Below are 9,873 nucleotides of genomic sequence, written 5' to 3' on the forward strand. Positions count from 1 at the left end.
GCCGGTCAGGGGCGGCGCGCCTCTTCCAGGAGGGCGAGCTGCAGCTGGATCCGTTTGAGCTCGCGCAAGGTCGCGAGCAGGTTCATCCGGCTGTAGAACCACTCCTTGATGAAGCCCTGCATCATCAGGGCGCCCAGGGTGACGAGGCCCCACCACAGGATTTCCTCGCTCGTCTCGGCGGTGAAGAAGCGCCAACCGCAGAACACCAGCGCGATGCCGAGCACGACGGCACTGGCGAAGATCAGCTTCGACCAGCCACCCAGCGGCCCCGCCAGCACGTCGCTCATCTGAGCAACCATCCCGCGATCATGGTCGAGCGAGGCAAGGAAGGCGCGGTCATCCTCGTCAAGCGCACCGCGGATGCGGTTGTCGATATCGGTCATTGGTTGTCTCCTGACAGAGCCGCTTTCAGCTGGCGGCGGGCGTGGAACAGGCGCGATTTGACGGTGCCTTCCGGCACCTCCTGCACAAGGGCGATCTCGGCAAGGGAGAGCCCCTCGACGAAAAACAGGTGGGCAGCGAGCCGGTGGACCGGGCTCAATGTGGCAAAGGCCTGGATGATGGCGATGCGGTCATCCGGAGCGGCCTCGGCGGATTGTCCGCCGGTTTCGCTGCATCGGCTCCGTTCGCGTGCAAGGGCGGTGACCTGGTCGGCGCAGCGGCGACGCAGGATGCCGAACGCCCAGGGTGCGAAATGACCGGGATCGCGCAGACCGGGCAGCCCGCGCCAGATGGCCAGCCAGCAATCCTGCACTGCGCTCGCCGCCAGTTCGCTGCTGCCGGTATGACGCCGCGCGGTGCGGAGCAGGCGCGGGTGCCAGCGGGCGTAAAGCCTGCTTCCGGCGCGACGGTCGCCAGACAGCAGAAGTGTGACGAGCAGTCCGTCAAAGTGGGCATCTGCACCTGGCAGGGCCGCGGGCGGCAGGCTGACGGTTTGCTGTGTCATTGCATGGATAGTCCGTCCCGGGCCTTGGGAGGTTCATTCTTGCGTTCAGTGTAACCAATTCTTTCGATTTTAGTGCCTTGTTCCTATTTTGTTTTACGCATATACTAAAGGACTACGTAGGAATACCGATTATGGTTCCGTCCGATTTCGCATATGCGCCGACTCAGGATGTCCAGCCCTTGCCCCTTTCCGTCACCATCATGTCCGATAGCGATCAACTGCGCACTGACTGGTGTGAAGATGCCGACATGGCGGGGCTGGCGCTCGCGCATTTCGGCCCCTTGTCCGAAGAACAGACTGCGGCTGACGGCGATCTGGAGCCAACGCTCGGCGATATGGTGGTGGTCGATTGCCCGGGTGACGAGCCTGCGGCCCTCGCCGCGCTGGCCAGCCTTGACATGCGGGCGGCCCGGGCCGGATCCGAAATGGTGGTCGCCACAACGCCGGGTGCGCTTGACGCAGTATTCGCCTGCCTCGACCAGTCGCGGGCCGAAATCCTCGTCGATCCGTCAAGGGGGGAGCGCGTGGTTGCGCTCGGCTGGATGATGGCGCGCAGTTCCGGCGCCCGGCTGCGCGATATTTCGGATGACGACCGCCTGTCGCTCTTGCGCCTGACGGAGCAGGTAGCCGAGATCGCCGAGCGGCTGGAACGGCTGGGGCAGCAGGGATTAGGGGCAGGTGGCGGCGCATTCCGGTTTGAATCGCCCGGTCAGGCTTTCCGCAGCGATGCCGATGCCGAACGCACCTTGCTGAACCGCCCCAGGCCGCCTTTGCCCGATCCCCGGCTGGTCCGGCGGATTATCCAGCAGCGCCAGTTGCGCGCCAAGTATTTCGATGGCGAGCTGTTTGCCGATCCGGCGTGGGACATGCTGCTCGACCTTACAGCTGCCAGGGCAGAGCACACGCGGGTTTCGGTAACATCGCTCTGCATCGCCAGTGCCGTGCCGCCGACGACGGCGCTGCGCTGGATCAGCCAGATGGTCGATGCCGGCCTGCTGGAGCGCCAGCAGGATGAGGTCGATCGTCGCCGCGCCTTTATTGCCCTGACGGACAAGGCCGCCGACGCAATGGCTCGCTATTTTGCCGAACTGGGCAGGGATGCGGCCGGGCTGGTCTGACCGGCAAGGCGCAGTTCGACCACCAGCCCCTCTGCCGCACCACTGAATGGCAGCTTGTAGCGCGCCGCATCGGCCCGCGCGCGGGCCAGGATGGCGGGGCCGATCTGCGGATCGTGCAGGATCGTGTCGGCTTCGCCCAGCAACCTGGCCTGCCGCAGGGTGAGGTCTTCCGGGTCATTGCTGGCCAGGGTGAAGACATGGCGGGCGGGTTCTGCTGGGGACGCTGCTTCGGCCAGCCACGCGTCGAGCTTAGCCACCGAACCCGGGTTGAACGGATCGAGCATGGCGCCTTCCTGCAAGGCTGCATCAATCGCGCGGCGACGCTCGGCCCCGTCCGGCCAGCGCGCGCGCATGGCGTCGCGGGCGTCCGACAGAGCCTGAGCCAGCGGCCCCAGCGACTGGGGGAGCAGGCGTTCCAGCCGCAGCCGCAATTGCTTGGCCAGCCCCGCGCTCGCGCCAGACGTCGAAACCGCGACCAGCACCGGTTCCCGGTCGAGAATGCTAGGCAGGGTGAAATCGCACAGCTCGGGCTGGTCAGCGACATTGACCAGCAGCCCGCGCCGCTTGAGCCGCAGGGCGACCGCTTCTGCCTCGCGCTCGTCGTCCAGCGCCACGAAAACGAGGCGCGCCATATGTGCCTCCGCTTCGCTGCACGGGATGCCGCCAGCCCGCTCGACCAGGCGGCGCTTGGCATCGCCCATCTGGCCTTCGCCCACCACCACCACATGCACCCCGCGCACCCGGTGGAACAGGGGCAGGCTGCCAATGCCGCCGGTCGAAGGCCCGCTCATCTCAGGCAAGCCATTCCGGCACGCGCTCGGCATCCATGATTGCGGCGGCATCGAGCCGGTCGGCGACCACGGCAAACCGGTCACCGTCAACCAGCACCTCGGCCACGAAACCGCGCGAATTGTAGGAACTGGCCATGGTCGCGCCATAGGCCCCGGCGGTGCGGAACACTGCCAGATCGCCCGACACCAGCGCATCGCAATCGCGATCCGTGGCAAAGGTGTCACCGGTTTCGCAGATCGGGCCGACGATATTGGCGGTCATCCGCTCACCCCTTGGCATCACTGCCTCGAAATCGTGCCAGGCGCCATAGAGCGCCGGGCGGGCGAGATCGTTCATTGCCGCATCCACGATCACGAACGGCGGGCCGTTGCCTCCGCGCTTGACCCGGATCACCCGCGTCAGCAGCACCCCGGCATTGCCCGCGATCACCCGGCCTGGTTCAAAGGTCAGCTGCACGTCCCACCCCTTGGTCGCGCGGGCGACCATCGCCCCGTATTCGGCCGGAGAGGGGAGCACTTCGCCGCGCCGGTAAGGCACGCCGAGCCCGCCGCCCAGATCGACATGGGTGATGGTGTGCCCCACTGCCCGCAGGTCTGCCACCAGCGCGCCGACCTTGGCAAAGGCGGTCTCGAGCGGTTCAAGGTCGGCCAGCTGGCTGCCGATGTGGATCGCCACGCCGCGCAGGTTCAGACCGGGAAGGGCAGCGAGCTCGGCGAAGGTTTCGCGCGCGCGCATCAGCGGCACGCCGAACTTGTTCTCCGCCTTGCCGGTGGAGATCTTGGCATGGGTCTTCGCGTCGACATCGGGGTTGACCCGCAGGCAGGCCGGGGCGCTCTGGCCCCGCGCAGCGGCGAGGGCGGCGAGTTCCCGCCCTTCCTCGCGCGATTCGATATTGAACTGGCCAATCCCCTGGTCGAGACCCAGCGCCAGCTCGGCGTCGGTCTTGCCCACGCCGGAAAAGACGATTTTTTCCGGTGCCATCCCGGCTGCCAGCGCCCGCATCAGCTCGCCGCCCGAAACCACATCCGCGCCAAAACCCTGGCGCTGCAGCACCCTGAGCACGGCCAGATTGGGGTTGGACTTGACCGCGAAGGCGATCAGCGGCTCCTGTCCGTTGGTGCCCAAGGGCGCCAGCGCCTCGCGGAACACCTGCCCGTGCCGTTCAAGCGTGGCGCGGGAATAGACATAGACCGGCGTGCCGACCTCTGCCGCAATCCGGGGCAGGGGCACACCTTCGGCGTGCATCACGCCATCGATCAGGCTGAAATGGTCCATGGTTCTACTCGGGCGGGAGATCGAAGGGATCGTCGGCCCGTTCTTCCGAGCGGCGGCGCAGTTCGACGCTGCGCTCAGGCGCGGCCTGGGTCGGGGGTGTCAGCAATTCTTCCGGCGACTTGGGTTCCGATGCGCCGAGCGGCGGCGGGGGCAACTGCTCGCCCGCCAGCGGTTTGAGATCGGCACGCTGGCCGCAGGCAGTCAGGGCAAGGGCAGCAGCAAAGGCGAGCGCGATACGCATCATGTCTCCATTCCCAGTGCAATGCGGGCGGCAGCGACCTGTTCCCTTACCCGCACCGGCGCTGTTCCGCCATGGCTGGCCCGGGCTGCCACCGACGCCTCGACCGAGAGGGCCGCAAACACCCGCTCGTCGATCCGCGAGTCGATGGCCTGCAGGTCAGCCAGCGACAGCGCGTCGAGCGCAATGCCCCGGCTTTCCGCCAGCCTGACCGCCGCGCCCGTGATATGGTGCGCTTCGCGAAAGGGGATGTCGGCCTGCCGCACCAGCCAGTCAGCGAGGTCAGTGGCGGTGGCATAGCCCAGCTCCGCCGCCTGCCGCATCCGCGCGGTGTGGAACGTGCTGTCTGCCACCATCCCCGTCATCGCGGCAATCGACAGAGCGAGCAGGCTGGCCGCTTCGAACACCGGCGGCTTGTCGTCCTGCATGTCCTTCGAATAGGCCAGCGGCAGGCCTTTCATGGTGATCATCAGGCTGGTGAGGCAGCCGATGATCCGCCCGGAATGCCCGCGCACCAGTTCAGCCGCATCGGGGTTCTTCTTCTGCGGCATGATGCTGCTGCCAGTGCTGAGCGCATCGGGCAGGCGGATGAAGCCGAACGGCTGGCTGGCCCAGAGGATCATTTCCTCGGCCAGGCGGCTCAGGTGCAGCGAGCACTGTGCCGCCGCCATCAGGTAATCGAGCGCGAAGTCGCGGTCGCTGACCGAATCCAGGCTGTTGGCGGTCGGCTGGTCAAACCCGAGCGCGGCGGCGGTTGCATCGCGGTCGATCGGGAAGCCGGTCCCGGCGAGGGCCGCGCTGCCGAGGGGGCACTGGTTGAGCCGCGCCCTGGCATCGGCAAAGCGGCTGCGATCCCGCCGCGCCATTTCGTAATAGGCCATCAGGTGGTGGCCCAGCGTGACCGGCTGTGCGGTCTGCAAGTGGGTGTAGCCGGGCATGATGCTCTCGGCGTGCTCGCCCGCGCGGGTGACGAGGGCGCGCTGGAGTTCCGCCAGCCCGGCATCGGCCTGGTCCATGGCGTCGCGCACCCACAGGCGGAAATCGGTTGCCACCTGGTCGTTGCGGCTGCGCGCAGTGTGGAGCCTGCCTGCCGCCGCGCCGACCAGTTCGGCAAGCCGGCTCTCGACTGTCATGTGGATGTCTTCGAGGCTCCAGTCTTCCGGCACCCCGTCGCGCTCGTATTCGGCAGCGATCCGGTCGAGCCCGTCGATGATGATATCGGCATCGTCGATGCTGACGATCTTCTGAGCGGCGAGCATCGCGACATGGGCCTTCGATCCGGCGATATCCTGCCGCCACAGCGCCTTGTCGAACGGGATCGAGGCGTTGATTTCGCGCATGATCGCGCTAGGGCCTTCGGCGAACCTGCCGCCCCACATCCTGTTGGAGCCTGTATCCATGTCCCGCTGGTCGCTCATCGTTGTCCTTGCCCTGGCCCTCGCCGGTGGGGGCTGCGATAGGCAAGCGGCGGACACTGCGCAAGGCGAGCCCGCGTTGGCGGGGGGCAAGACCTTCTTGCCCGGCCAGATCGACCGGGCCAACGCCGGCGCGCTGATGCCGGCCGTCACCCTGCGCGATCCGCAGGGGCGGGAGCTTAACCTCGGCGCATTGCAGGGGCAGCCGGTGCTGGTGAACCTGTGGGCGACCTGGTGCGCGCCCTGCGTGGTCGAAATGCCGATGCTGGACGAACTGGCCGTGGAACTGGACGGCGCGCTGCGAGTGGTCACCGTCAGTCAGGATCTGGGCGGGGCGGACAAGGTGGTGCCGTTCTTCGCCCAGCGCAGCTTCGAGCGGCTGGAGCCGTGGCTCGACCCGAACAGCGAGCTTGGCTTCAGGGTCGAAAGCGACGTGCTGCCGACAACGGTCCTCTATGACGCGAGCGGACTGGAGGTCTGGCGCGTGGTCGGCGAATACGATTGGTCCAGCGCCGCTGCACGGGAGGCGATCGCCGAAGCGAGCGCCCCCCGCTGAGCTGCCGCTCAGTTGATGAAATCGAGTTCCAGCACCCGGCGCGAAGTGGCCCGACAGCGCATGGGGGCCTGGCTTTCTGCCCCGTCGTAACTGATGGTGGTCCGTGCATCGAAGCGCCAGCTGCTGCTGCCTGCCTCGTCCAGCCGGTCGAGACTGTCGAGCCGCAGCACTGTGCCGCCGACCGCGCCGACCTGTTTGGCAGCTTCGTTCAGGCACCGCTGCATGGGCTGGCGCGCGTTGGCGGGGATCAGGTTGAGATCAGCCTGAATTGCTGCTGGCCTGCCGGGCCGGTAATTGTCGTCGTGCGTGTAGTTATCGTCTTTCTTCTTCTTGCTCGCCAGCAGTGCGATCAGGCCGGCCGCGATCACCGCGCCACCGATCACGAGACCGGCGTTGGGGCCCTTGTCCTCGTCATGATGGCCATAGTCGCCGGGCCGGAAATTGCCGTAGCCATAGGCGAAGGTGGCCCGGCAATCGTTGCGGACCCACACGTTGCGGCTGTTGAAGCCCCAGTCGCGGTTCAGCTTGCACTGTCCGCTGTGGCGCTTGATCAGGGTGACGCGGTTTCCGGTGCTCACCCGGCAGCGCCGCTCCTGCCTGCCGGCCGCCGCGCAGTCGATCTGGCCCTTGTAGCCGCCATACTGCCAGCTGCCACCCGATCCGCCGAAATTGCCCCCTTGCGAGCTACCGGAGCCGCCGAACCCGCGATTGCTTTGCTGGGCCAGATTGGCCGATTGCAAGGCTGCGGCGGCCAGCGGTGCAGGCTCCCGCGCCAGTGCCACCGGCGAGACGACCTGGGACACCAGCAGCGCCCCGGCTGCACCCATGTAAATCGCGTTACGTCCACCCATCGCCATACCCCCCTGACCGTGCGCGAGGCGGCATGTCCCCGCCTGCCTGAACAGCGCACGGGAAAGCACCGAGCGGCTGCCAAGCTACGAATATCTACGTAGATTTCGCGTATGTCCAGAGGCGTTCACACGTCTTGCCGTTCGGCACTGGTGGGCGGTAACGGGCTCGAACCGCTGACCCTCTCGGTGTAAACGAGATGCTCTACCAACTGAGCTAACCGCCCCAACGCCGGGAATCCGCCATTACTGCGGGTTTGCGCGTTCCGTCAACCGGCACGAAACCGGAACGAAGCGGCACCATTCGGAATATCGCGGCGCACAGTGTCCCGTAATAGTCCCGAACCCATCTGCCCACGCGGGAGGGGTGTGATGATCGCGGCGCTCTATGTCCAAACCGGCGGCAGCTATTACGGCTTGGCCGATGTAGACCCCTGGGATGAAGCGCGTGACGCTCGCCAGTATGCAGGCCCGTGGCCAGTGGTCGTGCACCCGCCTTGCCAGCGGTGGGGCAAGCTGTGGGCCGGTCAACCGCTGTGGATCAAGCGGACCGGCCAGCGCAAGGTGAAGGGTGACGACGCGGGATGCTTTGCCGCTGCGCTCGCATCTGTGCGGAAGTGGGGCGGTGTCCTGGAGCATCCTTGGGGAAGTCACGCATGGCCGCATTTCGGCTTGAACGTGCCGCCCCGGTCTGGTGGCTGGATAGCGGCAGACTTTGAAGGCGGTTGGACCTGTTGTGTCGAGCAAGGCCGGTATGGTCACTACGCCCGCAAGCCTACGCTGCTGTATGCGGTCGGGTGCGATCTGCCGGAACTGCAATGGGGCAAGAGCGATCCGAAATTCCCGCCCGAGGCGATTGAAAAGCACGGGCTGGCCTATTGCAAGCGCGCCGGAGAACTGGCGTTCAAGGGTGGCGGGACTGACAGCGCCCCCAGGATAGGCACCCCGCCAGCATTTCGCGAGCTGTTGCTGAAAATGGCGCGCTCGGTTCAACCTGAATACGGAAGGAAGTGACATGGATGACTACGACATCGCGGGCGCTGCGACCAAACACGCTGACAAGGTGCTTCGCGCGTCTGGTAGCGGCCTGCATAACTATTCGATGGATGGAACGCGGCGGGCTATCTTGTCCGCCATGCTGGACGCAATCGAGGAAGCCTATCGGGCTGGCGCTGCCTTCGCCACCCGCCGCGCAGGAGAACCGCAATGAGCGTGACCCCCACGCAGGCCGAAGTCGATTTAGGCGACACCTTTTGGCGAGTTCATCCAATAGAAATCATGGAAACCGGCATGACCCGCGCAGCGTGACCCGCCGCCGCACATTGCCGATGCGAGAGGCGAGATGAGCGCGCAAGTCCTCTTGACCGAACCCCAGGCAGCAAAGGCGCTGCAAGTCTGTGTCCGCTCGCTGCGTAAGGCTCGGCAGGACGGACGCCTCACCTATGTCTTGATTGGCAAGTCGGTTCGATACACCATGGAAGACCTGAGGGGCTTCATCGAGGCCTCCCGTCAGGATGCCAAGCCATGCAGGAAACCGACGCCGCGCACCAACGCGGGCAATCGGGCGGGCAATATCGTCCCGTTCACGGAGCGTAGGGCGTGACAGTCTACAAGCCCGCCCACTCGCCCAACTGGCACTATGATTTCCGCTTCAAGGGCAAGCGGTTTTGCGGCTCGACCGGATGCCCCGGCAAGCGCGAAGCTGAATCCTATGAGCGCCGGATGCGCCACGCGGCTGCCAATCCCGCCAACGAGCGCCAGACGATCACGCTGGACGAAGCCTGCGGCCTCTACGCCGAACACGCGGGCGAATTGCCGAGCTGGCCCACTATCGAATACATGACCGCCGCGCTGGTGAAGGGGATCGGGGCCAAGCGCCTGCTGTCGGAGATCAGTCAGCGCGAACTTGAACGCTATTTCGCCAAGCGCAGGGCGGGGCGGTCCAACGCCAGCGTGAACCGCGAAATGGAGAATGCACGGGCGATCTGGCACCGGGCAAAGAAGGCTCGCTACGAAACCGGCGAAATGCCCGATTGGAAGGCCCTGCGCCTGTCAGTCCCGACCGCGCCGCCCCGCGAATTGTCAGCCGAGGAACAGGACCGGCTATTCGACCGGATCGCGCCGGATGCCTATGACGCCGTGATGTTCGCCCTGGTATCAGGCTGGCGTCGGGCCGAAGTGGTCGGGCTGCGATGGTCGGACCTGAACTTGCAGCAAGGCGAGGCGCGCACGAAGATCAAGGGCGGCAATACAGTCGTCCGCCCACTCAATGCTGCGCTGGTGGCCCTGATAGCCAATCAGCCGAAGGTCGGGCCGTTCGTGTTCACCTATGTCTGCCGCAAGAGCCGGGGCAAGCGCCGGGAGGGGATGCGCTACCCGCTGACCGCTACCGCCTTGCGCGCCCGGTTCAATGAGGCGAGGGAAGGCATCGAGGGCTTCCGGTTCCACGATCTGCGCCACACCGCCGCCACCCGTATCTTGCGCGCGACCGGCAATCTGGCAGCGACCGCGAAGGCCCTGCGCCACACCAATTTGAAGACCACGATGCGTTACGCGCACGTCCTGGACGATGATGTTCGGGCGGCGCTGGATGCAGGCAATTCCCGCACTATTCCCGCACCTGCCAAGCGCGGCAGGGCGAAAGGCTAAGCGATGCAAGCAGTTATTGAGGATAGCGGATCGCGG

At 66.1% G+C, this 9,873-nt stretch carries 13 protein-coding genes and 1 tRNA gene; 6 read left to right on the forward strand and 8 right to left on the reverse strand.

Annotated features, from left to right (window positions below; genetic code table 11):
- Window positions 1-5 precede the first annotated feature (5 nt).
- Both U4960_RS05180 and U4960_RS05185 read right to left on the reverse strand, forming a co-directional pair.
- On the reverse strand, window positions 6-383 hold the full coding sequence (locus U4960_RS05180; RefSeq protein WP_324262511.1) for a DUF6768 family protein: 378 nt from the start codon (window positions 381-383) through the stop codon (window positions 6-8).
- A complete protein-coding gene (locus U4960_RS05185) occupies window positions 380-946 on the reverse strand; it encodes an RNA polymerase sigma factor (RefSeq protein ID WP_324262512.1) in 567 nt (188 codons plus the stop codon). The genes U4960_RS05180 and U4960_RS05185 overlap by 4 nt, the downstream gene beginning before the upstream one ends.
- 200 nt (window positions 947-1,146) lie before the next feature.
- On the opposite strand from U4960_RS05185, the gene U4960_RS05190 reads away from it, so the two are divergent.
- Window positions 1,147-2,064 (forward strand): winged helix DNA-binding protein, encoded by a 918-nt coding sequence (locus tag U4960_RS05190; protein ID WP_324262513.1) that lies wholly within the window; start codon window positions 1,147-1,149, stop codon window positions 2,062-2,064.
- Here the strand turns inward: U4960_RS05190 and U4960_RS05195 are convergent.
- The 4 genes from U4960_RS05195 to argH are packed head-to-tail and all read right to left on the reverse strand — an operon-like array spanning window position 2,022 to window position 5,748.
- Window positions 2,022-2,855: a precorrin-2 dehydrogenase/sirohydrochlorin ferrochelatase family protein gene (locus U4960_RS05195; protein WP_324262514.1), complete on the reverse strand. Its 834-nt coding sequence runs from the start codon at window positions 2,853-2,855 to the stop codon at window positions 2,022-2,024. The two genes, U4960_RS05190 and U4960_RS05195, sit on opposite strands and share 43 nt — an antisense overlap.
- Window position 2,856: 1 nt before the next feature.
- Window positions 2,857-4,131: a diaminopimelate decarboxylase gene (gene lysA / locus U4960_RS05200; RefSeq protein ID WP_324262515.1), complete on the reverse strand. Its 1,275-nt coding sequence runs from the start codon at window positions 4,129-4,131 to the stop codon at window positions 2,857-2,859.
- A 4-nt stretch (window positions 4,132-4,135) separates the two neighbouring features.
- The gene (locus U4960_RS05205) at window positions 4,136-4,375 is read right to left on the reverse strand and encodes a lipoprotein (protein WP_324262516.1); all 240 of its coding nucleotides are present in this window, start codon (window positions 4,373-4,375) and stop codon (window positions 4,136-4,138) included.
- Window positions 4,372-5,748 carry an argininosuccinate lyase gene (argH, locus tag U4960_RS05210; protein WP_324263062.1) on the reverse strand — a complete coding sequence of 459 codons (1,377 nt, stop codon included), beginning with the start codon at window positions 5,746-5,748 and terminating at the stop codon, window positions 4,372-4,374. The genes U4960_RS05205 and argH overlap by 4 nt, the downstream gene beginning before the upstream one ends.
- 19 nt (window positions 5,749-5,767) lie before the next feature.
- Between argH and U4960_RS05215 the strand changes: the two genes are divergently transcribed.
- A complete protein-coding gene (locus U4960_RS05215; RefSeq protein WP_324262517.1) occupies window positions 5,768-6,340 on the forward strand; it encodes a TlpA family protein disulfide reductase in 573 nt (190 codons plus the stop codon).
- A gap of 8 nt (window positions 6,341-6,348) precedes the next feature.
- Here U4960_RS05215 and U4960_RS05220 read toward each other — a convergent pair whose 3' ends face one another.
- Together U4960_RS05220 and U4960_RS05225 are read right to left on the reverse strand one after the other, a co-directional pair.
- Window positions 6,349-7,191, reverse strand: coding sequence for a DUF3011 domain-containing protein (locus U4960_RS05220; protein ID WP_324262518.1), 843 nt, complete (start codon window positions 7,189-7,191; stop codon window positions 6,349-6,351).
- Between the two features lie 148 nt (window positions 7,192-7,339).
- Window positions 7,340-7,415, reverse strand: a tRNA-Val gene (locus tag U4960_RS05225).
- Window positions 7,416-7,560: 145 nt separating this feature from the next.
- Between U4960_RS05225 and U4960_RS05230 the strand changes: the two genes are divergently transcribed.
- The 4 genes from U4960_RS05230 (at window position 7,561) to U4960_RS05245 (ending at window position 9,837) form a co-directional block, all read left to right on the forward strand.
- Entirely contained in the window at window positions 7,561-8,202 is a 642-nt protein-coding gene (locus tag U4960_RS05230; protein ID WP_324262519.1) for a hypothetical protein, read from the forward strand.
- Between the two features lies 1 nt (window position 8,203).
- On the forward strand, window positions 8,204-8,398 hold the full coding sequence (locus U4960_RS05235) for a hypothetical protein (RefSeq protein WP_324262520.1): 195 nt from the start codon (window positions 8,204-8,206) through the stop codon (window positions 8,396-8,398).
- 132 nt (window positions 8,399-8,530) lie between these two features.
- Window positions 8,531-8,791, forward strand: coding sequence for a helix-turn-helix domain-containing protein (locus U4960_RS05240; protein WP_324262521.1), 261 nt, complete (start codon window positions 8,531-8,533; stop codon window positions 8,789-8,791).
- Window positions 8,788-9,837 carry a tyrosine-type recombinase/integrase gene (locus U4960_RS05245; RefSeq protein ID WP_324262522.1) on the forward strand — a complete coding sequence of 350 codons (1,050 nt, stop codon included), beginning with the start codon at window positions 8,788-8,790 and terminating at the stop codon, window positions 9,835-9,837. The genes U4960_RS05240 and U4960_RS05245 overlap by 4 nt, the downstream gene beginning before the upstream one ends.
- The last annotated feature ends 36 nt before the right edge of the window (window positions 9,838-9,873 follow it).

Origin of the sequence: Altererythrobacter sp. H2 (genome assembly GCF_035319885.1) — a bacterium.
GTDB lineage: Bacteria > Pseudomonadota > Alphaproteobacteria > Sphingomonadales > Sphingomonadaceae > 34-65-8.

Bases quoted from the DNA above. Each gene is read 5' to 3' on its own strand.
- U4960_RS05180 (WP_324262511.1), bottom strand. From the start codon at position 383: ATGACCGATATCGACAACCGCATCCGCGGTGCGCTTGACGAGGATGAC.
- U4960_RS05185 (WP_324262512.1), bottom strand. From the start codon at position 946: ATGACACAGCAAACCGTCAGCCTGCCGCCCGCGGCCCTGCCAGGTGCA.
- U4960_RS05190 (WP_324262513.1), top strand. From the start codon at position 1,147: ATGTCCGATAGCGATCAACTGCGCACTGACTGGTGTGAAGATGCCGAC.
- U4960_RS05195 (WP_324262514.1), bottom strand. From the start codon at position 2,855: ATGAGCGGGCCTTCGACCGGCGGCATTGGCAGCCTGCCCCTGTTCCAC.
- lysA (WP_324262515.1), bottom strand. From the start codon at position 4,131: ATGGACCATTTCAGCCTGATCGATGGCGTGATGCACGCCGAAGGTGTG.
- U4960_RS05205 (WP_324262516.1), bottom strand. From the start codon at position 4,375: ATGATGCGTATCGCGCTCGCCTTTGCTGCTGCCCTTGCCCTGACTGCC.
- argH (WP_324263062.1), bottom strand. From the start codon at position 5,748: ATGTGGGGCGGCAGGTTCGCCGAAGGCCCTAGCGCGATCATGCGCGAA.
- U4960_RS05215 (WP_324262517.1), top strand. From the start codon at position 5,768: ATGTCCCGCTGGTCGCTCATCGTTGTCCTTGCCCTGGCCCTCGCCGGT.
- U4960_RS05220 (WP_324262518.1), bottom strand. From the start codon at position 7,191: ATGGGTGGACGTAACGCGATTTACATGGGTGCAGCCGGGGCGCTGCTG.
- U4960_RS05230 (WP_324262519.1), top strand. From the start codon at position 7,561: ATGATCGCGGCGCTCTATGTCCAAACCGGCGGCAGCTATTACGGCTTG.
- U4960_RS05235 (WP_324262520.1), top strand. From the start codon at position 8,204: ATGGATGACTACGACATCGCGGGCGCTGCGACCAAACACGCTGACAAG.
- U4960_RS05240 (WP_324262521.1), top strand. From the start codon at position 8,531: ATGAGCGCGCAAGTCCTCTTGACCGAACCCCAGGCAGCAAAGGCGCTG.